Origin of the sequence: Streptomyces venezuelae, assembly GCF_008642355.1 — a bacterium.
GTDB classification, from domain to species: Bacteria; Actinomycetota; Actinomycetes; order Streptomycetales; family Streptomycetaceae; genus Streptomyces; species Streptomyces venezuelae_B.
The window spans coordinates 2,819,960-2,844,154 of the sequence record NZ_CP029193.1; the positions used below are offsets into that span (position 1 = coordinate 2,819,960).

Genomic DNA, 24,195 nt, shown 5'->3' on the forward strand with positions numbered 1-24,195 from the left:
GACCTGCGTCGTGATGTCACCTCCCGGGGAGGCGCGCGACCGTCTCCAACTTGACCGACCTGCACGTTTGTTGCTGCTCGACCCTATTAATTTGATTCGCCCTTTCCCTAGGTACATTAGTGAAAAGCGCAGGTCAGAGGCGGTTCGGGTACCTTCTGACGCATGACGACTGATGCGTGGTTCATGGCCTTCCCCAGCTCGTTCCTGGCGCTCTTGACGGTGCTGTCCACCGTGGCCCTGGTACACCCGGAGGCCCCGGTCAGGGAGCGTGCTGAACGGCTCCTGGCAATGCTCCTTCGGGCGCGCTAGCTGCACGGACAACTTCCGAGTCGAGGCAACGCGCCTTAGTGAACCGCTAGGTCGTTGCTGATCCGTCCGTTCCACGGGGCCATGCGAAGACCCCCGGAATCAGGTGATTCCGGGGGTCTTCGGCAGAGGTGTGGGAGTAGTTAGCTCTCGTCGGTCGGGTCGTCCGTGCCACGTCGTCGGACGGCAAAGAGGGCGCCTCCGCCGGCAGCGATCAGGACACCGGCGCCGCCGATCAGCCACGGGGTGGCGTCAGCACCGGTGTGCGCGAGCGCGCCCTCGGGGGCGGGCGCGGCGGTGCTCGACGCGGTCTCGTCGGCGGCCGGCGTCTCCGAGGTGGACGGTGCCGGGGTGTCCTCGTCCTTGCCGGGCTTGCCCGGAGTGGGCTTGTGGCTCGGCTCGTCGGTGGGCTTTCCGGTCGGCTTCTCCGTGGGGGGCGGGGTGGTGGCGGTCTTGGCGTTGGTCGTGGTCACCGTCACCGGATCTCCCGGCTTGGCCTGGAACGTCTTCGAGGGCTTGTAGAGGTCGTAGCCCTCGGGCGCCTTCACCTGCTTGACCCAGAAGTCTGAACCGGTGCGGGAGTTGATGGGCAGCTTCCCGGCGGCTGTGCCGTCGGAGCCGGTGGTCAGCGTGAGGATGGTCTTGGTGCCGCTGCCGATGTTGACCGTGGAACCGGGCAGCAGCTTGCCGGTCTTGTCGTCCTTGGCCGTCAGCCGGACCGAGGCGTCCTTGAACGGGTCGACGATCGTGAGCGGTGTGTCCGTGCCGGGGGTGACGATGACGTCCTGGTCGTCGACCGTGTCGTGCAGCGGACTGCCGCTGGAGACCTCCTTGAGGCGGTAGACGCCCGGCGCGAGGTCCTGGAAGGCGAGCTGCCCCTGGGTGTCGGTCTTGCCGCTGGCGGTCTCCTTGCCGGCTGAGTCGAAGAGGGCGAAGGAGGCTCCGGCGAGCACGTCGCCGCCGGGGTCCTTCTTCACGATGGCCACGCCGCCGGTCTCCGTCTCGGCTGCGTTGCGCGGGGCTACGGACGTGGAGGCGGTGGGGCTGGGATCGGTGCTCTGGGCCGAGGCGGTCGGCGCCCAGGACAGGCTGCCGGTCACCGTGGCGGCGACGGCGACAGCGGCCGGAAGGGTTCGAGCGGAGCGGATGCGCAAGAAGGGACTCTCCGAGAAGAACGCGCGGAGCGCGTGCGGGCGGATGACGTGGGTGGTGGTTCAGCGGGAGCGGCGCGGCGCCGGTCGTGCGGGGGCTGCGGGCGGGTTCGTCGAGCGGGACGGTGCGGTGACCGCGTAGCGTCGTGCGGCGCCGCGTACGAGCTGCTGTTGCTGCTCGACGGGCAGCTGCTCGATGCCGGCCAGGCCCTGGGCGACGGCGAGACCGAAGGGTGATCCTGCGTCGAGTCCGGCGGCTTGGACGATCTGCGCGGCGGCCTCGGCTTCAGCGAGGATGCCGTAGGTACTGGGGATGCCAAGCAGGTGCTCGGCATGGTCGCGGGCGCCGTCGAGGAGTTCGGTGAGCGGGACCTCGTCGTTCAAGCAGTCCTCGACGATGTCGAGGAGGGTCAGCGTGGCCCTGTGCAGCCGGTCACGGAAGTCCGGATCGGTGAGCCAGAAGCCGTTCGGTCCCGGCGGCCGTGGCGGCGCCTGAACCGGAGTGACCGGCGGCGGTGGTCGTCGGTGGGACGGGAGCCAGCGAGGTGGTGGCATCCAGAACTCCCTTGGTGCGATGGATGGTTAGCGGGTACGAGGTGACACCCCGGCGATGGATGTGGGCCGGGCGGCAGGCCGGAGGGCCGGTTGCGATGCTGCTGGCGGCGGGAACCACAGGTGGGCGTACTGCTCGATCGCGGTACGCAGGCCCGTGCCGTCCGCGCCGTGCCACGCGGGCCCGCTGCTGTGCCAGTCGCGGATGACGGCGTAGCCGTCTCGGCCGGCCGACAGGCCGCGGGCAGCATCGCGGCGCTCGAAGGTGCCGTAGTCGGCGAAGCGGAGGATGGCGGTGTCGAGAACACCGTGGTCGGGGTGGATGACGCGCAGGCGTAGTCCGTTGTACTCGTCACGGCGGATGGTCGGAGCGAAGTCGATCCGGAGCCGCGTCGGCGCGTTCGGCTGCGGGGCCGCGTACAAGGCGTTGCCGACGACGGCGTACTGGTGGAAGGGCAGTTCGAGGACATCGTCGAAGAACTGCTGTGCGTGCAGGGCCACGTGATCCTTCTAGGACAGGGGTGCGGGAGGTCAGCGGCGGGGCCCGGAGCTGCGGGAGGGCAGGGCCGCCGACGGGGTGGTCGTGGTGCTCCAGCGCGGAACGCTGCGCGTGGTCAGTGCGGGAGCCCTGCGGGATGCGGTACGCCGGACGTCGAGGGGCGTGGGAACCGGAGGCGGCAGTGGCGTGACGGGTATGAGCTGGGCGCGCTCGCGTAGGCCGCGCAGCATCTGGTCCTTCCAGCGCGGCAGTGGCGCGGGGTCGGACACGCTCTCGGTGATGGCCGTCAGCAACACGGTCGGGGTGTTCGTGGAGGCGGTGGCGTACCAGCCGGACGTTTTCGGGCCGCCCCTCATGTACCAGCGGGCCTCAAGGGTGGTGAGTTCCCGCTCCGGATCGAGGCGGCCGGTGGCGAATTCGAGTCCGGCCATGCCGTCCGGGGTCTGCAGTTCCATGACGCCCTGCCGCGGGCGTGGCATCTTCCAGCCCCGGTTGATCAGCGGGACGATCGCTTGGAAGGCGTCGAGCTCGGGGGAGGCGGGATCGGGGCGGGCGAGGTAGCGCTCGGGCCCTTCTTGATACGCCGACGCCAGAGCGGTGGTGAAGGCGGTGACGAATTCGGTGGGGCTCTGATCGTTGAAGCTGACGCCCCAGGCGGGCGGGCCGAAGTGGTCCTCGTAGGCGTTGATGCGCCACAGCCTGTCGTCGTCGCCTTCGGGCAGGTAGCCGAGGCGGATCTTGCGGTCGGGGGCGGTGACGTAGACGTTGCCGAGGTCGTCGTGGGTGAGGTCCCAGCCGAGCGCGAGGAGGGGTTCAAGGGCCGGGTCGCCGGTGTAGGTGCTGCCGGCGAGGTAGCGGGGGAAGACGTAGACGTCGCCGTCAACAGCGGAAGCGGGATCGTTCAAGGGGCCATCCGGATAAAAGTCGGGGCGGCTGCACGCGGCAGGTCTAGGCGGGGGTGACCTGGACGGACAGGTGCCGGTACGCCTCGGTGGAGCGGGCGCGGGCGATCTTGGCGCTGGGCCCGGTGGTGATCAGGTAGCCGATGCGGGCGCTGAACATGTCGCCGTGTGGCGGCAGCACGAGCTGCTCGCCGGCGTCGCGGGTGAAGGTGACGCGCTCGAGCCAGTCGCTGCGCTCGGACAGCTCGGTGTTCATGCGGCGCTCGGTGAGGGTTCCGGAGTAGGCGGGGTAGATCAGCCGGATTGCCGCTGCCTGACTGCGCGTTGGGGTGAGGTCGGGCCGTACGCCGCAGGCGACGTCGGCGGCGGCGCGGGCCAGGTCGACGCCGGTGGACAGGTGGACGAGGTGGCCGATCATGTCGCCGGCGAGGCGCGCGTTGACTTCGATCAGTCGGGGGCGGCCGTCGACGATGCGAATCTCGACGTGGCTGACGCCGTCGGTGACGCCGACGGCGTCGAGGGCCGCGACGGCGACCGGTGCCACGGCGGGGAGCAGCGGGTCGTCTGCGTCGACCACGTGGGCCAGCTCCTCGAAGAAGGGTGGCATCCCGACGGCCTTGCGGGTGACGGCGACCACGGTCGTTAGCCCCTGATGGGTGACGCACTCGACGCTCACCTCCTCGCCGTCGAGGTACTCCTCGACCAGGACCTGGGTGCTCTCGACTCCATGGCCGGCGGTCTGCGCGGCGAAGGCGTACGCGGCGGGCAGTTCATGGGCGGTGTCGACGCGGATGACGCCCATGCTCGCGGCGTGCGCGGCGGGCTTGAGGACGACGGGATAGCCGATCAGGGCGGCTGCGTCGGCGGCCTCCTGCTCGGTGCGCACGCCCACGGATACGGCGGAGGGCACCCCGTGGCGGGCGAACAGCGTGCGTGACGTGTGCTTGTTGCGGCAGCCCTGGAGGGCTTCCGGGGTCGTGGTGGTCAGGCCGAGCTGGCGGGCGAGACGGGCGACGGGGACGAGGTACCACTCGGTCCAGGTCATCACGCCGGCCAGCTCGTAGCGCTCGGCGAGGTGGCGCCCGGCCGCGTCCAGTGCGGCCTGTTCGGTGGGGTCGGCGACCGCGTAGTCGAGGAGGAACTCCTTCTCCCAGGTCGGTTCGGCGCCGGAGATCAGGACGACGTCGTAGTGGGCGCGGACGTTTTCGAGGCAATAGGCCCGATACGCGTGTGCCTCCATGTCGGCGGCTGCGACGACCAGGACGACGGGGCGAGGGGACAACAAGGCTCCAAACAATTTCAGGACAGGAGAGGTTGGCGGCATGCGGTCGGGAATCAGGGGGTGCGGCGGCGGCGCAGCTCGAAGGCGGAGGCCCAGTGGGGGTGGTCCGCGATGAGCTTTCGGGCGTACAGGGCGGTGAAGTTGTTGTTCAGGCCGCGCACACCCGCGGGCAGCTGCCAGCGCAGGTCCTCAAACAGCGCCTTCAGCCCGATCCGGGTTGCTCCGGCGGCGATCCGGTCGGTGGCCAGACGCTCCAGCGCGCGGTAGACGTACGGGTGCTCGGCGTCGAACGCGAGGAACCGGTCCATCAGCGTGGGCCGCGATCCTGCGCGAAACGACGGCCGGGATATCGGCAGGTCCAGCTGGTCGGCCGGGGCGTGCGACGTGCGCATGGTGCGTTCTCCTGGAGTGAGCGGAGTGACAAGGAGGGTCAGGCGAAAGAGGTGCGCAGGGCGGAGGCCGCACGCAGCCGGGCGAAGGCGGTGAACAGGCCGGCGGCCTGAAGTACGGCGCAGAGCGTGATGACGTGGCCGAGCTGGGCGGGCGCTACGACGGCGACGACAACGCCGGCGACCGGGAAGGGCAGCAACAGCACCAAGATCGTGAGGGAGAGGGTGGCGCCGAACACCTCCGCGGGGATGAGGTGGGAGCGCAGGGTGCGCAGCACGACGGTCATGCCGCCTTCGCCGGCCATGAGGACGGCGATCAGGGCGAGATAGGCGTGGTAGGTGCTGGCGAAGGAGACGGCCAGACAGGCGCTGGCGGCGATGGTGGCGGAGACGGCACCGACCGGCCACAGGCCGAAGCGGTCGATCGCCCGGCGGCACAGGACGACGGCGCCGAGTGAGGCGACGGCGGCGATGGACCAGACGAATCCGACGTCAGCGGTGGAGTGGCCGAATTCCTTGACGAGGATCACCGGGGCGGCGGCCTGCAGCAGACCGACGGCGAGGTTGGACACAGTCAGTCCGGCGACCAGCCAGCCCAGCGCCGGCAGTGCCCGCAGCGTGGACCAGCCGGTGCGCAGCCCCTTGGAGACGGGCTGCACCGCGGCGGCCTTCTCCCGGCGGTTCTGACGTGGGGCGAGGAGGCTGGTGAGCAGGGAGAAGACGGCGATCACCGTCAGCATCCCGCTCGCACCGGCCCACTGGAGCAGCAGGCCGGCCAGCGCCGGGCCGGACAGGGTGGCGACCTGGTCGATGCCGAGCAGCACCGACTGCACCTGGTGCGCGCGGTCGCCGGCCTCGCGGCTGGCGACGCCGCCCGCGGTCTCGGCCGCGATGTACGCGCACTCGGTGAGGATCCCGGTGGACGCGGCCAGCGCCATGACCGTGACCGTCGTCCCCAGCCCCGTCTCCTGCGTCGGCAGGAGGAGCGCGGCGGCCAGGACCACCAGGGCCCGCGCCACGGAGGCGAAGCGGAGCACAGTGGTCGTGCCGTGGCGGTCCACCAGGGCCCCGGCGAAGGCGAACGCCCCCAGGCGCGGGATCCACTCCAGCGCGAAGGCCAGTCCGGTCAGCGCGGCGGAGTTGGTGGTGGCCAGGACCAGCAGCGGGATGCCGTACGTCGTCATGGCGAACGCGGCGGCGTCCGTGCTGCGCGGCAGGTAGATGCCGCGGAGCACAGTGGGGACCGGGCGGCGGGCATGCCGCGGTCCGACACGGGATCTCACGCCGCGCGCCCCGCTCCCAACGCCTCCTCGTGCGAGGAGCCGATGCAGGCACGGTTCAGGACGCGGGGATGCGCCTGCAGAAACTCGGTGACGACATGGTGCGGAGCCGACGGCTCCAGACTCGAGACGCCCGCCTGCGGGCCGCGGCTGGTCAGCTGGAGGGTGTGCTGGACACGGGTGACGAAGTCGACGGTGGTGTCGGGGAAGTGACGGGCGCGGGCCCAGCGGGCCACGGTGTCGTACACCTCGGCGAGGTCCTCGCCGCTCGCGGTGAGCCGGTAGCGATCCGGTGCCTGTTCGTCGGCGTGGACCAGGCCGAGGTCGCGGGCGATGTCGATGGCGTGGCGCAGCTGTCCGGGGGTGAGGTCTCCGAAGGCGCCCTGCAGGCTGCCCTTCTGGTGACTGATGGGGCCGTTGTCGTCGATCTCGGTGATCAGGCGGATCAGACTCGGCAGGGTCAAGGTGCGGATCGCGCGGCGTTCGTGCAGGAGGTTTTCGGGCCGGGAGCGGTTCATCGGCGCGGGCCTCCTGCCGGGGAGATCGGGCGGGCGGGTATCTGGTGGGAGAAGAGGTCGCCGGGCTGCCATGCCGGGCCGTTGGGGGCCGTGGTGGCCAGGGCGAGACGGGACGCTGACGCGGCCGGAACGACCGGTGCCGGGAGACGGGTTGGGGTGGTCGCCCACGGGCCGGAACGGTTCTGCGACGGGGCGGCGCCCTGCCCCCGGAGCCGACGCACGTCGCTCTCCGGGGACGGGTCGGTGGCCCATGCGGAGATCGCCTGGAAGACGGGGACGAGTCCCTGGCCGCTGGCGGTCAGCTGGTAGCCACCGGCCCCGCTGGCCACCACGAGGCCGTCGTCGACGAGGCGTTCCAGGGGCTTGTACACGGCGGTCAGCCCGTAGCCGGGCATCGCTTCGGAGGCCAGGGTCTTCGCGGTCGCGGTGCCCCGGGCCTGCAGCGAGAACAGGACCGGGGTGGCGTGCCGCGGCGCGAGCAGAGCGACGGTGTCGTCGATGTTCTGCGCCGGCGCGATCCGCTCGGGCTCCATTTCGCCGGTGCGCTTGTCGGCCACCAGCTCCTTCTCCAGATACGTGTCGCCCCAGGAAGCGATCACAGCAAGGACGGGCAGCAGTGCCACGCCGCGGTTGGTGAGGCCGTAGGTGACGTGGCGCGGGGCGTACTCCGTGCGCTCGACCACGCCCGCGTTGGTGAGGTGACGCAGCCGGGGGTGAAGCTGGCCGTCCGCCAGCCACGGCAGCCTCGGCTTGAACTCGGCGTAGCGCAGCGGCTGGGAGGAGATGGTCATCAGCACCCACACGCTCCAGCGCGGAGCGAGCAGGTCCAGGGTCTTGGTGACGCCCAAGAGGTCGTTCGGTGTGGCGGAGGGCGGCGCGGTGGTGGCCAAGAGAAGGGCTCCTCAAGCGGTGCGGGTGGTCAGCGGGTGCGGGAGGTGGTCGCCGTCGGAGCGGCGGGTACCGGCGCGGCCGGCGCGTGGGTGTCCGGGGCGGTCACCCGGCGCAGGCCGCCCAGGACTGCGCTGGTGCTCTTGGCGTAGGCGTCGCGGGTGGCGACGGACTCGGCGAGACGCCGTGCGCAGTCGAGGATGTGGCCGGCGTCAAACCGGCCGATCTCCCGTTCGGGAGCGGTGAGTTCACGCAGCCGCTCCAGCTGGAAGTCGATGTTGCGTTCGGCGAGGGCCAGATCGCTGTGGTTGCCGGTCAGGGCCGCGAGCAGGCTGGCCTCGGGGGTGGCATCGGCGAGGACTTCGAGGTCGGCGAGCGGCTGTGCGTACAGCGCCTCGATGCGCTGGGCGACGAGCTGGGAAGCGGCGTGGGACGGGGTGTCGGGTGGGGGCAATCGGCGGGCTTTCAAGGACGTCGCATCCGCACTGCCGCGGCGCGGGATGCTGCCGGGGCCAGCGGAGCGGTGGCGGTGATCTTGGGGCTCAACTGGACGTGTGCGGCTGGTGCTTGAGTCGGGGCCGGCAGGGTGCGCAGCAGCTCGTCGAGCGCGGCGGTGTAGCCGTCCCGGCCGGCCAGAGCCGCCTCCAGCCAGTCCGCGTCCCAGCCCAAGTCCTCGGCGGACAGGTCGTCCTCGTTCCCGTCGGTGGCCGGCGCGGTGTGGATGCGGTCCCGGACGCGGGCCACCTGCTCCTCGGCGACAGCGAGGAAGCTGCGCAGTTCCAGCGCCCGCTGAAGCGCGGCATTGGCCTCGCCCCGGGCTGCCTGCGCGTACAGCTCGGCCACTTCGGCGCCGAACGCGTCCTGCAGTGCCCGATCGCGGCTGGTGGACCTGTCGATGACGCTCACCGGACGGCTCCGCGTGCGGGAGTGGCCGGTGTCCGGGGCAGCGTGGGCGCGGCGGTCGGGAGGGCCGGTGCGCGACGCGCGGCAGCGGAGGTGCCGCGCCACACGCCGGGTCCGCGCTTGCCAGGTGCGTTGGGGTCCAGGAGGTAGTTCACGACCATGGCCCGTCCGTCGCGGGAGGCGACGGCCGCGTTGACCTGGTGGGCCAACTCCATGACGGAGTCGTCGAGTACCTCGGGCGGCTGGGCTCCCAGAGCCTGGACGAGCGCGTCCTCCGCGGTGTCGAGTGCCTGCTGCGTCTGGGCGAGCAGGCCGTGCCAGTGCACGACATCGGTGGCCTCGGGGTTGGCGTCCGGTGCCGCCGTCACGGCGCGGCGCAGATCGGCGAGGGGCATCTGGAATCGCTCCTCGATGCGCTCGGTGATGACGCCCATCACGTCGTCGCTGGCGTCGGGCATGGGAGGGGTCTCCTTTCATTTGCGTCTGGGGCGGGATTTCCGCACCGGCAGCTCCGGCACGGAATGCGGGACTGCTTTCGGGCGGGTCAGTCGAGGCACATGGCGACGTCGCGGTAGACGTACGTCCCAAACACCCAGCCCGTGATTCCCGCGGTCTTGTCAGCGATATGGCGCCAGTTCCCGCTGCGCCTCTGGACGGTGAACCGGTGGACGCGGTAAAGCACACCGACAGCGGCGGACGTCGCAGTCGCCTTGGCGCGGATCGCCACCGCCTTGGCGTGCACGGCGTACGGCAGCGTGGGGGCCGAGCATCTGGCGATGGTGGTGGCCGCGCTGGCGGCGGGAGCAGAGACGATCGGGAGGGCGAGAGCGCCTCCTACAGCGGCGGACTCCGCTATGCGGCGTACGCGCATGGGGAAATGACCTCCGGGCCGTGGAATGGGAATGCGGAAGCAGCCCCGGGCAGATGCCGTGCGGGCTGAGAACAAGAGTCCGGAGAATCCCCGGTTTCGGTAACCGGGGATTGCGTGCTACATTCCGCGCCATTTCCCACACGGCAGCCGCAATTGCATCGGAGCCTGCCAGGCAAATACGGCTGCGCTAGCGGGAGTTCAGCGGCTGGGCCCGCGCGGCGGTGCGGGGCGGGCCGGCAGGCCGGGGACGGCGGTGGTGTGCCGGGTCGCCGGCGAGGTTGTCGGCAGCGGCGGCTCATCGCCGTTCCAGTGCGCCTCCCACCACTCGGTGGCGGCCTCGAAGGTCTGGAAGCCGCCCTCGCGCAGGGTGTGCGTCCACGTGGTGGTGTCGGCCACTTCGAGGAGCACGCGGTAGGGCATGGCCGCCTTCTCGTCCATGGCGCGGAGCATCACCGTGGTCTGCACCGGGTCGCTGGCGTCGTCGGTGTAGCTGACGCCGTAGGCGAAGTGATCGCCGTCGCTGCGCAGCCGCTGTTCGAGGACACGGGTGGCTTCGTCCGCCGCGGCGGTGCCCATACCCTCGGGCAGGAGGATCTTCTCCTCGGGGCAGCCGCGGGCGATCAGCCAGGACTGGGCCATGGACGGCAGCGGCAGCATCTTGTGGTCGAACTGGTAGCTGCGCGCGGCTGGGTCGCGTTTGAGGTGCAGGGCGACGAGTTGCGGCTCCCCAGGGATTCCCCACGTGACGGCCCCGTTGTGCATCACGTAGAAACTGTGCTTGGCATCGTCGCTGTGGTGCTCGGCGAGGACGGTCATCATGTCCTGCGCCTTGCCGATATGCCCCCAGAACTGATCGGCGACATGGTCGTTGACGGCCTCGTATCCGTCGAGGCGGAAGTCGGGTTGATAGCTGGACATCGGTGCTTTCGGTCGTGGCGCCTTGGGTTGCGTGCGCGCGGCGCGCAGACGCCGTTCAGCGGTGGGGAGCGGAGGCGGTGGAGACGGTGGGCGGCAGTCGCGCGGGCGTGGTGCCGGGCGGGCTGGAACGCCGCGGTGCGGTCAGCGCGCTGCGGCCGGCATCGGTGAGGGTGACGGGCTGCCCGGCCTGCACCGGGTGCGAGGTGTCGCGTGCCACCAGGCCCAGCGCCTCCAGATGCTGCAGCTGGGCGTAGGAGATGCGGGTGCGCACGGCAGTCGCCACCGCGAGGCGGTGGGTGATCAGGTGTTCATGCAGCTTGGCGCCCTGGGCGATGGCGAGCAGTGCCGCGATGTCCTTCGTCGCGACCTGCGGTGGCGCCTGCCGAGGAGCGACGGCCTCGATGGGCTCCAGCGCTACAGCTGTTGCGGTCTGCTTCGCGTCACGGACGGCGGCGGCCGTCGCCAGCTGGTCGAGGGTGCGCTGGATTCTGGCGAACAACGCCTGGTCCACCGGCAGATCGCTGGAGGCCAGACGAGCAAGGCGGACGCGATGGAAAGCGACGTCCCGCTCGGCGGCCACCAGGTCGCGGTGGGCCATGGCCAAGGCGGCGTGTGCCGTGTCGAGGAGTCCGTCGTCGCGGTGCCGGTGCAGCTCTTGGACGCCGTACCCCACGGCGGTCTCGATGCGCTGGTCGAGGGCGGTGGGTGTGTGCTGGTCGGACAGGGGTGAGGTCATGGCGGTGCCATCTCTGGGCCCGGTGTGAGCGCGTCCAGGTCGACGCGGACCTCGACGTACGGGCCGTCGCGGCTGTGCCGGGTCGGCCCGAGCCGGTCGAGCAGTCGGAGCATGGGCGCGTTGGAGGCGTGCACGAAGGCGGCCAGGGTGTGGCCGCCTCGCGTACGAGCCAAGAGCGCGGCCTGCCGGGCCACCGCGGTGCCGATGCCCTGACGGTGACGGTGGTCGACGACCTGCAGTCCCAGATCGAAGACGCCCGGCTCCCGGCTGACCGGACCGACGCAGACCAGGGCCAGTGGCCGCTCGTCCGTGCCGAGCCCGACCCAGCACTGCGTGTGGCCGAGCAGCTGGGACAGGTCGCGCGGGGTGATGCGGGTGCGGCCCCAGCGGCGCAGCAGGTTCTGCTCGGAGCACTGCGCGTGGAAGGCGGCGACCAGGTCCCAGTCCGCCTCCGTCACCTGTCGGCTCTGCGCGAGGACCGGGTGTCTCAGCAGGAGCAGGACGGCCGGGCGGCCAGCAGGTCGGAGCGCCGGTAGGCCCGGTAGCGGCTGCCGTCGCCGGCACGCGGCTTGCGGGACTGCACCCCGTAGCCGCGCAGGAGCAGGCCCAGCCGTAGCGGGGTGAGGTCGGCGTAGCGCCAGCGCCCATCGGCCTGTCCGGGCAGATCACGCAGGCGCTTGACCAGCTCCGCAGTGCTCACGTACTCCGGGGCGCCCTCATCTTCGAAGACGGTTAGGCACGCGTGGACGATCGTCTGCGGGCTGCTGGGGCAGGACAGGAACTCCTCGCAGGTGTCCTCGTGGAGATCGTCGAGGTCGTCCGGCTCATCGAATCCGTCGACGCCTTCGAAGTCAGGGTCGAAGTCGGGTGCCTCGTCGTCCCATGGTTCGTACGCGTCCTCGGGGACGGGCTCGTAGGAGGCGGCGCAGCAGCACGCCGTCGACAGCAGCGCACTCAGCTCGGCACCGGCTGCCATCCGTTCGACCAGCAGGTCGGTGAGGGTGGTCAGCTGCTCGGTCGGAGAGACACCGGGAAGCTCGGCGTCAGTGAACTCGACGAGCTGCCGGTCGAGTTCCTGGACCTCGGTGAAGGCGTCGAGGATGGCGCGGTGGTGCGGGTTCTCGGTGACCTGGGCCGGCGCCAGTACGGCGGCGGCGACCTGGTCGATCAGGGTGGGGAACGTCAACGGGCGGGGCCCTTCAGGGTCGGGGGCAGTGCGGGTTGGGGTAGGCCGGGCACCGCGTAGGGCGGCGGTCCCGGTTTGGGGGCGGGCTGGCGCGTGCCCAGCTGCGGCGAGCGGGTGCGCGCCGCGTGGGTGCGCTCGCTCAGCGGGCGCCGGCGGATGCCGAGGCGAGTCCGGGCGGCGTCGTACACGTCGTGCGCCTCGCGTGGGCGCACGGCCACGACGTGGATCTCGGTGGTGTGCGTGGCGTTCGCGGGTGCGGGCCGCTGGGCGTAGACGATCCGCCAGGCATTGCGGTGATCGACGTAGACCTTGCGGCATCCGGCCAGGTCGCGGGTCAGCTTGGTGCCGGACAGGCGGGCGTTGACGATGTCCTGGAGCTGGGCGAGGGCCAGGTCTCGGATGTCGACGGGGGCCTGGAGGAGGTCGGTCAGGGCGCGTGGGTCGAAGGACAGGCCGTACTGCGGCCGGTCCTCGCGGCCGGTCATCCGCTCGCCTGGCCCGGCGCGCCGGGCTCCTCGCGCTCCTCAGGCTCCTCGGCGCTGGTGGTGCGGTTCGAGGGACGAGGGCCGGGCAGCACCCGGTGCGCGGGCCGGTCCGGATCGGTCATGCACGCCGACAGCGGCCCGCCAGCCGCCCGGACGGTCGCCATGGCGTGGGTGAGGAAGTCCCGGTGCCACACGAACAAGCCGGACAGTCCGGCTTCGGCGTCCTTGTGCTGCTGGTAGGCGAGCCACAGGGCGTGAAGCCAGGCGACGACGTCTTCGTGCTCCTGCCACTGCTCGCACCACGGCGCGGCGGTGGTGACCTCCGCGCCGTAGACACGCACCAGGAAGTCGTCGACCCAGTCCGACAGGGCATCGAGTTCGTCCTCGTACTCCTCGTCCTCCAGCTCGAGGATCGGGCGTGGCTCGGGCGGAGCCGGCGCAGCGGGCAGGCCCGCGAACCCCGGCAGGCCGTAGGCGCCGAAGGGCGAGTCCGGGGGTGGCGGTGCGGCGGAGAGGGTGTCGATCTGGCGGTCGTGATCGGCGAATCGGGCCGTCAGTTTGGCGACGTCCGCCTGGATGCTCGCCAGACCGGCCTCCGGCACGCGGACCGGCTCCAGTTCCCCCTCCTCCGGCAGGGGGTGGGAATCGGGCGTGTGGGCCGGTTCCGTCCCCGCGTCCTCCGGGGGGTTTATGGATTCAGGCACGAACAGGGGCCTCCTTGAGCCGCAGCCATAGGGCGTTGATTGCGGCTCCAACCATCCGGAGAATCCCCGGTTTCGGTAACCGGGACTTCGCCGCTATAACGCTGCGCGCGGCGTAGCCAAGGCATACAGAGGCTGGGCCTTAACGCCACGCCCCGCGCAGCGGGATCACCCTCAGACGGTGAGGGTGAAATCGTTCTGGGAAAGAGTCTGTTGCAGCGTTTCGGTCAGGCGGTCGGAGGCGACCTGGGCGTACTGCTTCGTCTTCTCGACGCCGATGAAATCGCGGCCCTCCAGCAGCGCGGCGACCCCGGTCGAGCCAGATCCGCACGTGAAGTCCAGCACCGTGCCTCCCTCCGGGGCGATCTGCACCAGCTCCCGCATGACCGAGACCGGCTTCTGCGTGATGTGCTGGCGCGCCTTGCCGCTGGGCTGCGAGGCGCTGTACAGGCCCGGCAGGTAGACGGGATTGCGGGAGGCGTCGATCGGCCCGTTACTGGCCCAGACGATGAACTCGCAGTTCTGCGTGAACCTGCCCTTCTGCGGCCTGGCCTGCGGCTTGTGCCAGGCGAGCACACCGCGCCACAGCCAGCCGGCGGCCTGGATGGCGTCTGTGGTGATGGGCAGCTGTCGCCAGTCGGTGAACAGCAGCGCCGTGCCGCCGATCTTGGTCAGCCGGTGCGCCTCCGTCATGATCTGGGTCAGCCAGAACCCGTAGGACCGTTGGTCCATGTTCTCGCCGGTGAAGTCCGGCAGCTCGTGGCCGGCGTCGGCGGAGGTGTACTTCTGCTTCGCGGACCGGCTCGTGCGCTCCTTCGCCGTTCGGCCGCCGCTGTTGTACGGCGGATCGGTGATGACGGAGTCGACGCAGTTGTCCGGCAGTTCGGCGAGGACGCCGAGCGCGTCGCCCTGATGCAGGGAAAAAGGCAAAGAGATACCCCAATTCGGGTCGGGTGAGAGAGGGAGAGACGCTCCAGCTCGCCTGGATGACCCCACGGGACCGAATGCGGGCCGACGGCTCCGCGGTCTGCTGCGCGAGGGGGCAAGGGGAGGAGCCAAAACTGTAGGGCACGATCCCCGGTTGGCAGCCATCGCCACTGAGAACTCCGAAATAGAGCCTTGATCACGAAGGATTTCGGCAACCGGGGATCGGCCCCTACTGTTTTGGAACTGCCCGGCGAACACCGCCGATGGCACATCCCCGCCCCTGCCTTCGTGGAGGTATCCCCATGTCCTGGCACACCTGACCCGACGCCCCGTGCCGATGCGAGCGGCAACTCGCGACAGCACCTGGGCCACCCGAATTACCCACCACCCGGACGTCGCGCCCTTTCCTCAACGACGCACGCGCCGCCGGGACTTCACCAAGGACCTCGCTGTGACATCGCTCTACCCTCCCCTGCCCGCGATCCGTCCGCCGGCCCGTGACCGCCTTCCGGGAGGCGGACCGGATTGAAGGGCATAGCCGCCGGCATCGGCGTCGTCGTCCTCTCTCCACTCCTGCTCGCAGGCACCGCCATGATGATGGCGTCCTCCAGCGAAGCAGCCAGCACTTCTGGCTTCAGCGGCTGTCTGACCGACATCGACACCGACGCGGTGGCCAAACAGGTCACCGACATCCTCGATGGCGCGGACGGCAAGGACGTCCACATCCAGGGCCTGGACCTGCCCGCCGAGCAAGTTCCCAACGCGCAGACCATCGTGGCCACCGGCATCAGCCTCGACGTGCCCAAGAAGGGCCAGATCATCGCGATTGCCACCGCGATGCAGGAATCGCGGCTGCGCAACCTCAACTCCGGTGATCGCGACTCCCTCGGCTTGTTCCAGCAGCGCCCCAGCCAGGGGTGGGGAACCGCGCAGCAGATCCGCGATCCGGTTTACGCCTCCGAGCAGTTCTACAAGCACCTGCTGAAGGTCGACGGCTGGCAGCAGATGAAGGTCACCCAAGCCGCCCAGGCCGTTCAGAAATCCGGCTACCCCGACGCCTACGCACAGTGGGAAGACCTCGCCACAGCACTCCAGAAGGCCATCGCCAAGACCTTCCCGGACGCCGGTGAGGGCAAGCCCGCCAAAGACACCGCCAAGGACAAGGACGAGGCGTCCAAGACCAGCACCAGCGGATGTGCACCGGACAAGGACGGCACGTCCTTCGGGCGGATCCCCGAGGGCAGCGTCCCGAAGGGCTACAAGATCCCCAAGGACGCCGACCCGAAGGCCCGCAAAGCCATCGAATGGGCCATGCACCAGCTCGGCACCCAGTACCAGTGGGGCGGCACGTGCACCGACTCCCACGGCCCCGACCCGATGGGCCGCTGCGACTGCAGCTCGCTCATGCAGCAGGCGTACGCGCACGCCGACGTCAAGCTCACCCGCACCACGTACACGCAGGTCAACGAAGGCAAGGCCGTCTCGGCGAAGAAACTGAAGCCCGGTGACCTGATCTTCAGCCGCGGCAGTGCCGCCCGGCCCGAACACGTCGGGATGTACATGGGCGAGGGCCTCGTCATCGAGGCGCCGCGCACATCGAAACCGGTCCGGATCACTCCGATCAAGGACTGGGACATTTTGGCCGTCCGCCGCGTCCTGTGACGCCGCGCACCGCCCGGACCTCTGCCGGGCCGTGCCTGCCGGGCCCCCTTCTCGCGCCGCGAGCGCACCCCCTCCCCTCCCTCTCTCCCTTTCCGCCGGCCCCTGCACGGCCCGCGCACGCAAGGAGTCCCGCCACACCTATGCCCATACCTCTCGCAGACCGCGCCGCCGTCCTCCTCGCCTACGACCCAGGGATCTCCCCCAAGGGCGGCGGGCTGCCCGGACTGTCCGTGCTGAAGAACGTGGTCAATTCGATCAACATGTTCGGGATCATCGCCGTCGTCGGCGCCCTGGCCGTGTCCCTCGGCGTGTGGGCCTGGGGACACCACACCGGTGGCCACCAGGCCGAGGCCAACGGCAAGAAGGGCGCGGTCGTCGCGGCCGGCGCCGCGCTCGGCCTCGGCGCCGCGAACGGCATCGTCGCGTTCTTCTCCAGCCTGGGGTCGCAGGTTCACTGATGCCGAATCGATTCCCCTCCCTGTCCGGGTACGGCGTGACCTGGTCGGCCAACAAGCGCGTCGCGATCGTCGCCCTGGTCATCACCGCGCTGCTCGCCCTCGCCGCGACCACAGCCTGGTTCACCGGCCGCGGTGGACACCACGACGAAGGCAGCACGCCATCGCAGGCGTCCACTTCCTCGCCCGCCGAAGCCGCACCGAAGCCCGCGGCCGGGTCGGGATCGGTGCCCAAGCCGCCACAGATCGCCGAACCGGTCGCCTTCGCCAAGGCCGCAGCAGAAATGCTCTGGTCCTACGACACCCGCGACACCAGCCGAGATCAGCAACTCGCCGGCCTGCGCGCGTGGATGACCAAGGAGACCAAGTACGCCGACTGGGCCTCGGTCTCCGGTCAGGTCCCTGACCCGCTGCTGTGGTCGCGCATGGCCGACCAGGACCAGCACGCCACCGGCACGGTCACCGAAGGCCACTATCCCGGCGCGTTCAAGCAGGCCCTCGCCGAGGACCCGTCCGCCATCACCGAGGCGTACATCTACGTCGTCACCGTCAACGGCAAGCAGCAGATCCAGTGGAAGAAGGGCGGCGGCGGAGCCGAGGACCGCGCCGTGACCCTCGCCGTGCAGTGCCGGCCCAACCACGACTGCACCCTGGCCGCCATCGCCCCCAGCGTCACGCAGTGACCCCCCTCACCGACCGATAAGGAGGTCAACTCCCCTTGGGTTTCTGCGACTTTCCCGTAGCGGACAAACTCTGCGCCGTCGGCGAGGCCGTCGACTTCGCCTCCGACCCCGGCAAGGCGATTGGCGACTGGATGGCCAAGAGCGCCGGCGAACTCGCCGCGGCCGCGGCCGACCTGGCCGCCAAGGCAGTCGACGCCACCACCAAAGTCGACCTGAACGCCGGATGGTTCCGCGACAACTACGAGATGCTGCTGCCGATCGGCCTGGTCATCCTGGTCGGAACATTCTGCGCGCAGCTCGTCCGGGCCGCCGTCAAACGCGACGGGCAGGCCCTGAGCCAGGCGTTCACCGGCACCGCCAGCGGCGTGATCTTCGCATTCGCCGCCATCGCCCTGACGACCGTCGCCATCGAAGTGGTCGACGCGCTGTCGGCCGGCCTGTTCAAGGCATCACACTTGTCCATCGAGACGGCCGTACGCCGCATCGTGAAGGTCTCCCAGATCCCCTCCCTGGCCGGTCTGGGCTGGCTGGTCGCGGTGTTCGCCGGGCTCGGAGCCGCCGTCGGAGCGTTCCTCTATTGGTGCGTGATGATGGTCCGCAAGGTCGGCATTCTCGTCATGGTCACGCTCGCTGTGTTCGCAGGCGCCGGCGGCGGCTGGGAGGTAGCCCGGCGCTGGCGACGCGGCTGGATCGAAGCCACCGCCACCCTCGTCGTCAGCAAACTGCTGATGACCATCATCTTCGTCCTCGGCATCGCCGCCATGGGCAAGACCGAGGCCAAGGACGGCCTCGGGGCCCTCGCCGACGTCATGGCAGGCATCGTGATCATGGTCTTGGTCCTGTTGTGCCCGTACGCCACGTTCAAGTTCGTCCACTGGGCGGCCGAGGGCACGGATGGAGAGTCGATCCACCGCGCTGGTGGCGCCGGCGCTCAGCTCGCCCGGCAGCACGCCGAGAAGGCGGGCCGTAAGGCCGCCGCCGCGGTCGCTACCGCGGGGACTGGCGGCGCGGCAGCTGGAGCGGGCGCAGCAGGTCCCGAGGCGGCCGGCGGCGGATTCCCCGGCGACATCGCCGCCAACCCCACCGGAGGCGGTGGCCAGGAAGGCCAAGGCTCCCAGGGTTCCGGAGGCGACGGGATCAAGAACGGCCTGGAGAAGGCGGTCCAGCCGCCCCCGACCAGCCCCGATGACGACACCAGCGGCCAGGTGGGCGGTGCGCCCGGAGGCGGCGGCGGTTCTGCCTCGGCCCCCAGCGGCGGCAGCGGATTCATGTCGCAGCCCGGCACCGGCGGCTCCACGCCTCCGCCGCAGGGTGCCCCGCAGGCACCGGATTCGGCCGACGCCTCCGGCGGGACCGGCACGCCGCCACCCCCGCCCACCGGCCTGTAGCCCCTGCCCGACTCCGGGGCGGCACGCGCTGCGCACCCCCTTCGCCGCGTGCCGCCCCGGCCACCGCCCCGCGCACCCCCGGAACGGCCCTTGTCTGATCTCACCGTCCAACCGCTCACCGTCAAATTCCCCCACCGCTCCAGGCGCGGCATCCTGCTCGGCCTGTCCCTTCCCCAACTCGTCCTCGTATCATCCGCGTTGGCACTGCTTCTGATCACGGTGGTGTCCACCGGGCTGCTCGGCGCCATCGCCCTGACGCCGCTGTGGGCCGTGGTCGCCGCCCTGGTCGCCATCCGCCGGCACGGCCGCTCGCTGATCGACTGGGCGCCGATCGTCCTGCGCTTCGCGCGGCGCCGCCGCACCGGGCACACCCTGTGGCTCGCCCGGCCTGTCACCCGTCCCCGCCAAGACGGCGTCCTGCACCTGCCCGGCACCGCCGCCTCTCTGCGGGTGGTCACCCCGGGCGATTCCGCCAACGGCGCCGCCGCCGTTCACGACCCGCACCAGCAGACCCTGACCGCCATCGCCCGGGTCTCCAGCCGGGCCTTCGCCCTGCTGGACCCCGCGACGCAGAACCACAACGTCGCCGGATGGGGACGGGCCCTGGCGGGCATCGCCCGAACCGGACACGTGGCCACCGTGCAGGTCCTGGAGCGCACCGTCCCCGACAGCGGCGACACCCTCGCCCGGCACTGGGCCCATCAGGGACGACCCGAGACACCGGTGGCCGGGCAGGTCTACAGCGACCTCGTCGCCTCCGCCGGACCGGCCGCCGCCCCGCACGAGGCATACCTGGCCATCAGCCTCGACCTGAAAGCGGCCAAGCGCCTCATCTCGCAGGCCGGCGGCGGCCTGCCCGGCGCCTTCACGGTGCTGGAGCAGACCACCAGCTCTATCGCGCAGGCCGCGCGCAGCTCCGGGCTGATGGTGACCGGCTGGCTCTCGGCGCGCGAGATCGCCGCCGTCATCCGCACCGCCTACGACCCGGGGGCGCTCTCCGCGCTGCAGCAGTGGTCGGAGTCCGGGCGGGCCGAGGCCGATCCGGCCGCCGCCGGGCCCGTGGTCCAGGTCGAGGAGTACGACCGGCTCGCCACCGATTCCGCACGGCACGCCACCTACTGGGTCGAGGACTGGCCCCGCACCGAAACCTCCGCGGGCTTTCTGCACGGCCTGATGTTCACCGCCGGGGTGCGCCGCACGCTCTCCCTTATCTACGTGCCCCAGGGGCTCGAGTCCGCGATGCGCGACGTCCAGCGCAAGAAGGCCGCGATCATCGCCGACGCCAACGAGCGCTCGCGCCGCGGGCAGGTCGACTCCGAGGCCGACAGTGTCGAGTACGCGGACGTCAAAAATCGTGAGCGTCAGCTGATCGCCGGGCACGCCGACGTGGCCCTGACCGGACTGCTCACCGTGTCCGCCGAGACCGACGCCCTCCTCGACGCAGCCTGCGCGCAGATCGAGACCGCCGCCGTCACCGCCCAGGTCGACCTGCGGCGGCTGACCTTCCAGCAGCCCGACGCCTTCACGCTCGGCGCCCTGCCGCTCGCCCGCACCGCCCTGTAACCCCGCACCCGGCATACGCCGACGTCCTGCCGTCGCGGCAGGAAGGAATCTTTCCCCTTTGACCTCTGCCATCCCCGTCGGTGACGCGTACCCGTACCTGCGGGCCGCCAGCGCCGGCATCCGCCATCACACGCGCACCCTCGCCCCGCGCGCCCAGCACCCGACCTCGGCCGCGGACCGCGTGCACCTCGACGTGCTGCACGCCCATGTGACCGCGGTGCACCAGCTGCTCGACCAGCTTGCCGAGGCCACCCAGCCCGCGCATCCCGCCGCCGGCCGACAGCTCGCCACCGCTCACACCCGCCTGTGGCAGGCCATCGCCGCCGTCCACGACGCCTTCCACCTCCTGCCCGTGGCGGAGGAGACCGCGGCGAGCACCGAATGCCACCCCGAGCGCCTGCCCGAGGGGCCACCCGTCCTGACCATCTGCCAGCGCCACCTCGCCGCCGGCCACGTCGTACGCCGCAAGACCACCCCGGCCGACCTCAACGCCCCGGCACCCGGCCGCACCACCACCTGCAGCCAGTAACCCCCACCACCGAAAGGCCCTGCGTGCGCAAGCTCAAGCGCTCCACCTCCACTGCCGTCATCGTCGCCACCCTCGCCGGAACCGCCGCCCTCGCCACCGCCGCCCCGGCCTCTGCCGCCTCGTATCACTGCAAGACCAGCAGCTACACCGTCGACGACCCGAGCTACACCGGCCCCGACTCCGACAACTGGGACTTCGACGTCACACTCTGCGCCAAGCGGAGCGGCGGCTACATCTACACCACGGCCAAGGTCGTCTGGGACGGCCCCTACGCGACCAACCAGCACAGCAGCCTCACCTTCAACAAGGCGCGCTTCCACCTGCAGACCAAGCGCTCCACCGCGGGCACGGACCCGGTCGTCAAGTACGCCAACTACACCTACCTGGAGCACGCCCTCGAACACAGCAGCGGCAACGGAAACGGCTCCTACGAGACCGGGACGCTCAAGACGAAGGCCAGCGGCCAGTACCAGTACCTCGCGGACGGCTACATCGAGCTGGACTGGTCCGGGGACGGTGCGGGCTACCGCAAGCCGCTCCTGTTCAGCGCCTCACCGCGCGTCTGACCTTAAGCACTGCGTCCTGATCGCCGTCACGTGAAAGCCACCGATTCATGAGCCACCGGCCCGCCCGCCGCGCCCGCCGAGCCAGCGCCAGCCCCCTGTTCACCCCGCACGGCACCGATCGCGCTGCCCGCAAGGCGGCCCGTCGCCAGCTCGCCGAGGCCACCGCGAAGGCCCGCACCGAAGCAGGCGTCCACACCCATGGCGCCGGGGCCGAGGAGCAGGAGATGCCGGCGTCGCTCTTCCCACCGGGCGGCCGTCCCGGCCCCGCTTCCTCTCGCCACACCAAGATCAAGCTGCCCGCCCACCGCATGACCACCGCCACCGCTTCCGGGGCGTACCCGTTCCTCGCCGAGGGCGGCCTCGGCGCCGAGGGCATCTACATCGGCCGCGACGTACACGCCGAAGCCTCCTTCTGCTTCGACCCGTTCGCGCTGTACGGAAAGATCGAAGGCTTCACCAACCCGAACGTGCTGCTGGCCGGCGTGATCGGGCAGGGCAAGTCGGCCCTCGCCAAGAGTTTTGCGCTGCGCTCGATCGCCTTCGGATACCGCGTCTACGTCCCATGTGACCCCAAGGGCGAATGGACACCCGTGGCCCAGGCCCTGGGCGGCACCTCCATCGCCCTGGGACCGGGGCTTCCGGGCAAGCTGAACCCACTGGACGCAGCTCCGCGACCCAACAGCGTCTCCGAGGCCGACTGGGCGTCCGAGATCCGCAAGCGCCGCCTCCTGCTGCTCGGCTCCCTGGCCCGTACCGTCCTCGGGCGGGACCTGCTGCCGATGGAACACACCGGCCTCGACGTCGCCCTGGACGCCGTCGTCGACCGCGCCACCGCGAGCGGACGCACCCCGCTGCTCGGCGACATCGCCGCCACTCTCAACAACCCCGACGAACTCGACACTGCGGGCGGCGTTATGTCCGGTCGTCTTGGTGACGCCTCCCGCGACCTGGCCCACGCCATGCGCCGCCTCGTCCACGGCGACCTGGCAGGCATGTTCGACGCGCCGAGCACCGTCGCCTTCGATCCCAACTCCCCGATGCTGACCATCGACCTGTCACGCCTCGGCGGCTCCGGCGACGACACCGCCCTGGTCCTCGCCATGACCTGCGCCTCCGCGTGGATGGAGTCCGCTCTGTCCGACCCGCACGGCGGCCGGCGCTGGATCGTCTACGACGAGGCATGGCGGCTGATGCGCCACCCCGGCCTGCTCGCCCGTATGCAGTCCCAGTGGAAGCTCAGCCGCGGCCTGGGCATCGCCAACCTGATGGTCATCCACCGACTGTCCGACCTGCTCACCGCCGGAGACGCCGGATCCCGCGGACGCGCGCTGGCCGAGGGCCTGCTGGCTGACTGCTCCACCCGCATCATCTACCGGCAGGAAACCGACCAACTCCACGCCGCCGCCGCGCTGCTGGGGCTCACCTCGGTGGAGACGGACGCGATCTCCCACCTCAACCGCGGACGCGGTCTGTGGAAGGTCGCCGGAAGATCATTCATCGTTCAACACCTCTTGCACCCGCACGAACTGGCTCTTTTCGACACGGATGCACGCATGCATTGACCCTGTCGAGACGGGCCACCCGCCCCCGATCCCGAGGATGCCCATCGAGAATCCAACCAGCCTCCCACCTTCCGCCGGCCCCGGCACCCGGATGGTGCACGAAGCCCTCGGCGCATCGCCGCACGTCATCGCACGGCTCCAGGCCGGGGAGCCAGAAACGGCGCTCGCCGACCTTCTGTACACGGCCGCGCGCCACTTGGACCACGTGCACCAGCAGTTCGTCGACGCCGCGTCGAGGGCGGCCGACACTCTGACGCGCGCCGCCTCCACGAACACGTCGATCAACAGCCTCGGTGTCCTCCAGAACAGCGGCACACAGATCGACATCCTCGCCGCTCGCCGCTCCGATGCCGTTGACAACCTCAGAGAGACCATCCGCGCCTACCGGGAAGGAACAGCGTCCCAGGCTGCTTCCCGGCAGGCACCCGGCGCACGTGCCGTGCCCGCTCCGGCGCCCGCGAGCACGCCGTCGACCCGTGTGAAGCGCGGCCGATAGGGCCGGCCACCTCCACGCTCCGCAGGCAGCCCGTGCCCTCAGCACGCACGGCCCGACGTCCGGGCCCTCGAACCCGCTGATGGGGCCGGCGCTCGCCGCTCACTTCCGGGAGTCCATCTGCCCTTTCCCTATGACCAGGTCAGTCAGCTGCACTCGCTGGCCGAGCGCATCCACAACGCGGCCGACGAACTGCCGCTGAACGACGCGGTGTACTCCGGCAGCGACAGCCTCGATGACCTCGACGACCGCGTCCGCGACATCGCCGGACTGATCACCCACCTCACCAGCGCGGCGGCCTTCGCCGACCGGGCCCTGCGCCGCGGCCGTGCCCCCGAGGCGGAGATCACCCGGCTCATGGTCACCCAGCTCACGCACACGGCCGGCGCTCTGGGGCACGCCCTGGCGGACCTCGGTGAAGCAGTCGCCAACGCCGGCGTCCTGCACCAGCTCGCCGCCACGCCCCGCTCGGCGCAGCGCACCACGTCGATGGAGTCCACACGCGCTCGGCTGCACGCCCGGATCGACAGCGCCCGCGGCCGACTCAACAAGGCGGGTGCCCGACTCCACCAGGCGGCCGACCGGCTCACCGCTACGCCCGCCGCTCCCCGCAGCCCGCGCGCGAGCGCCACCGCGCCTGTCCCCCTGCCACGCTCAGCTGCCTCCCGCACCCGCTGACCCACTCGCCCAAGCCCCTGGAGAACTCCCATCCGCAACGCTGTCCGCGCCCTTCCCCTGCTCGTTTCCGCCGCGCTGCTCGCCGGAGCCGCGACCGCCTGCTCCAGCGACGACACGTCGGC

The 24,195-nt window shown here is 70.8% G+C and carries 30 protein-coding genes; 10 read left to right on the plus strand and 20 right to left on the minus strand.

Going from position 1 to position 24,195, the window contains the following annotated elements:
• Positions 1-449 precede the first annotated feature (449 nt).
• From DEJ47_RS12995 to DEJ47_RS13090, 20 genes are all read right to left on the minus strand, one after another.
• Complete coding sequence (locus DEJ47_RS12995) at positions 450-1,460, minus strand: SpaA isopeptide-forming pilin-related protein (protein ID WP_150167956.1); 1,011 nt, start codon at positions 1,458-1,460, stop codon at positions 450-452.
• A gap of 60 nt (positions 1,461-1,520) precedes the next feature.
• The gene (locus DEJ47_RS13000; RefSeq protein WP_150167958.1) at positions 1,521-2,012 is read right to left on the minus strand and encodes a recombinase family protein; all 492 of its coding nucleotides are present in this window, start codon (positions 2,010-2,012) and stop codon (positions 1,521-1,523) included.
• Between the two features lie 27 nt (positions 2,013-2,039).
• On the minus strand, positions 2,040-2,510 hold the full coding sequence (locus DEJ47_RS13005; protein ID WP_150167960.1) for a hypothetical protein: 471 nt from the start codon (positions 2,508-2,510) through the stop codon (positions 2,040-2,042).
• Positions 2,511-2,540: 30 nt separating this feature from the next.
• The gene (locus DEJ47_RS13010) at positions 2,541-3,413 is read right to left on the minus strand and encodes a DUF317 domain-containing protein (protein WP_150167962.1); all 873 of its coding nucleotides are present in this window, start codon (positions 3,411-3,413) and stop codon (positions 2,541-2,543) included.
• Positions 3,414-3,456: 43 nt separating this feature from the next.
• Entirely contained in the window at positions 3,457-4,650 is a 1,194-nt protein-coding gene (locus DEJ47_RS13015; RefSeq protein ID WP_150175596.1) for an ATP-grasp domain-containing protein, read from the minus strand.
• A gap of 95 nt (positions 4,651-4,745) precedes the next feature.
• On the minus strand, positions 4,746-5,084 hold the full coding sequence (locus DEJ47_RS13020; protein ID WP_150167964.1) for a hypothetical protein: 339 nt from the start codon (positions 5,082-5,084) through the stop codon (positions 4,746-4,748).
• 38 nt (positions 5,085-5,122) lie between these two features.
• The gene (locus DEJ47_RS13025; protein ID WP_190415388.1) at positions 5,123-6,364 is read right to left on the minus strand and encodes an MFS transporter; all 1,242 of its coding nucleotides are present in this window, start codon (positions 6,362-6,364) and stop codon (positions 5,123-5,125) included.
• Entirely contained in the window at positions 6,361-6,879 is a 519-nt protein-coding gene (locus DEJ47_RS13030; RefSeq protein ID WP_150167966.1) for a hypothetical protein, read from the minus strand. The genes DEJ47_RS13025 and DEJ47_RS13030 overlap by 4 nt, the downstream gene beginning before the upstream one ends.
• A complete protein-coding gene (locus tag DEJ47_RS13035) occupies positions 6,876-7,769 on the minus strand; it encodes a winged helix-turn-helix transcriptional regulator (protein ID WP_150167968.1) in 894 nt (297 codons plus the stop codon). Before DEJ47_RS13035 ends, DEJ47_RS13030 begins: the two co-directional genes overlap by 4 nt.
• 29 nt (positions 7,770-7,798) lie before the next feature.
• A complete protein-coding gene (locus DEJ47_RS13040; RefSeq protein ID WP_150167970.1) occupies positions 7,799-8,221 on the minus strand; it encodes a hypothetical protein in 423 nt (140 codons plus the stop codon).
• Between the two features lie 11 nt (positions 8,222-8,232).
• A complete protein-coding gene (locus DEJ47_RS13045) occupies positions 8,233-8,673 on the minus strand; it encodes a hypothetical protein (RefSeq protein ID WP_150167972.1) in 441 nt (146 codons plus the stop codon).
• Positions 8,670-9,128: a hypothetical protein gene (locus DEJ47_RS13050; RefSeq protein ID WP_150167974.1), complete on the minus strand. Its 459-nt coding sequence runs from the start codon at positions 9,126-9,128 to the stop codon at positions 8,670-8,672. The genes DEJ47_RS13045 and DEJ47_RS13050 overlap by 4 nt, the downstream gene beginning before the upstream one ends.
• Positions 9,129-9,214: 86 nt before the next feature.
• Positions 9,215-9,541 (minus strand): SH3 domain-containing protein, encoded by a 327-nt coding sequence (locus DEJ47_RS13055; RefSeq protein ID WP_150167976.1) that lies wholly within the window; start codon positions 9,539-9,541, stop codon positions 9,215-9,217.
• A gap of 198 nt (positions 9,542-9,739) precedes the next feature.
• Positions 9,740-10,459 carry a hypothetical protein gene (locus tag DEJ47_RS13060; protein ID WP_223828335.1) on the minus strand — a complete coding sequence of 240 codons (720 nt, stop codon included), beginning with the start codon at positions 10,457-10,459 and terminating at the stop codon, positions 9,740-9,742.
• A 55-nt stretch (positions 10,460-10,514) separates the two neighbouring features.
• Positions 10,515-11,195, minus strand: coding sequence for a hypothetical protein (locus DEJ47_RS13065; RefSeq protein ID WP_150167978.1), 681 nt, complete (start codon positions 11,193-11,195; stop codon positions 10,515-10,517).
• Complete coding sequence (locus DEJ47_RS13070) at positions 11,192-11,653, minus strand: GNAT family N-acetyltransferase (RefSeq protein WP_150167980.1); 462 nt, start codon at positions 11,651-11,653, stop codon at positions 11,192-11,194. Before DEJ47_RS13070 ends, DEJ47_RS13065 begins: the two co-directional genes overlap by 4 nt.
• A 29-nt stretch (positions 11,654-11,682) precedes the next feature.
• Positions 11,683-12,381 carry a DUF3631 domain-containing protein gene (locus DEJ47_RS13075; protein WP_150167982.1) on the minus strand — a complete coding sequence of 233 codons (699 nt, stop codon included), beginning with the start codon at positions 12,379-12,381 and terminating at the stop codon, positions 11,683-11,685.
• Positions 12,378-12,866 carry a hypothetical protein gene (locus DEJ47_RS13080; protein ID WP_150167984.1) on the minus strand — a complete coding sequence of 163 codons (489 nt, stop codon included), beginning with the start codon at positions 12,864-12,866 and terminating at the stop codon, positions 12,378-12,380. The genes DEJ47_RS13075 and DEJ47_RS13080 overlap by 4 nt, the downstream gene beginning before the upstream one ends.
• The gene (locus DEJ47_RS13085) at positions 12,863-13,570 is read right to left on the minus strand and encodes a DUF4913 domain-containing protein (protein ID WP_150167986.1); all 708 of its coding nucleotides are present in this window, start codon (positions 13,568-13,570) and stop codon (positions 12,863-12,865) included. Before DEJ47_RS13085 ends, DEJ47_RS13080 begins: the two co-directional genes overlap by 4 nt.
• Before the next feature lie 171 nt (positions 13,571-13,741).
• Positions 13,742-14,497: a DNA-methyltransferase gene (locus tag DEJ47_RS13090; protein ID WP_150167987.1), complete on the minus strand. Its 756-nt coding sequence runs from the start codon at positions 14,495-14,497 to the stop codon at positions 13,742-13,744.
• A 522-nt stretch (positions 14,498-15,019) separates the two neighbouring features.
• Here DEJ47_RS13090 and DEJ47_RS13095 point away from each other — a divergent pair.
• The 10 genes from DEJ47_RS13095 (at position 15,020) to DEJ47_RS13140 (ending at position 24,073) form a co-directional block, all read left to right on the plus strand.
• On the plus strand, positions 15,020-16,156 hold the full coding sequence (locus DEJ47_RS13095) for a C40 family peptidase (RefSeq protein WP_150167989.1): 1,137 nt from the start codon (positions 15,020-15,022) through the stop codon (positions 16,154-16,156).
• Between the two features lie 140 nt (positions 16,157-16,296).
• Positions 16,297-16,614: a DUF6112 family protein gene (locus DEJ47_RS13100; RefSeq protein ID WP_150167991.1), complete on the plus strand. Its 318-nt coding sequence runs from the start codon at positions 16,297-16,299 to the stop codon at positions 16,612-16,614.
• On the plus strand, positions 16,614-17,294 hold the full coding sequence (locus DEJ47_RS13105; RefSeq protein ID WP_150167993.1) for a hypothetical protein: 681 nt from the start codon (positions 16,614-16,616) through the stop codon (positions 17,292-17,294). Before DEJ47_RS13100 ends, DEJ47_RS13105 begins: the two co-directional genes overlap by 1 nt.
• Before the next feature lie 35 nt (positions 17,295-17,329).
• Positions 17,330-18,682 carry an ATP-binding protein gene (locus DEJ47_RS13110; RefSeq protein WP_150167995.1) on the plus strand — a complete coding sequence of 451 codons (1,353 nt, stop codon included), beginning with the start codon at positions 17,330-17,332 and terminating at the stop codon, positions 18,680-18,682.
• A 90-nt stretch (positions 18,683-18,772) separates the two neighbouring features.
• Positions 18,773-20,245 (plus strand): SCO6880 family protein, encoded by a 1,473-nt coding sequence (locus DEJ47_RS13115; protein WP_150167996.1) that lies wholly within the window; start codon positions 18,773-18,775, stop codon positions 20,243-20,245.
• A 58-nt stretch (positions 20,246-20,303) separates the two neighbouring features.
• Positions 20,304-20,774, plus strand: a complete 471-nt coding sequence (locus tag DEJ47_RS13120; protein WP_150167998.1) for a DUF6238 family protein — start codon at positions 20,304-20,306, stop codon at positions 20,772-20,774.
• 23 nt (positions 20,775-20,797) lie between these two features.
• Entirely contained in the window at positions 20,798-21,340 is a 543-nt protein-coding gene (locus DEJ47_RS13125) for a hypothetical protein (protein ID WP_150168000.1), read from the plus strand.
• A 47-nt stretch (positions 21,341-21,387) separates the two neighbouring features.
• Positions 21,388-22,902, plus strand: a complete 1,515-nt coding sequence (locus DEJ47_RS13130; protein WP_150168002.1) for an ATP-binding protein — start codon at positions 21,388-21,390, stop codon at positions 22,900-22,902.
• Positions 22,903-22,993: 91 nt separating this feature from the next.
• Positions 22,994-23,398: a hypothetical protein gene (locus tag DEJ47_RS13135; RefSeq protein WP_223828336.1), complete on the plus strand. Its 405-nt coding sequence runs from the start codon at positions 22,994-22,996 to the stop codon at positions 23,396-23,398.
• Positions 23,399-23,605: 207 nt separating this feature from the next.
• Positions 23,606-24,073, plus strand: coding sequence for a hypothetical protein (locus DEJ47_RS13140; RefSeq protein ID WP_150168004.1), 468 nt, complete (start codon positions 23,606-23,608; stop codon positions 24,071-24,073).
• Positions 24,074-24,195: the final 122 nt, after the last annotated feature.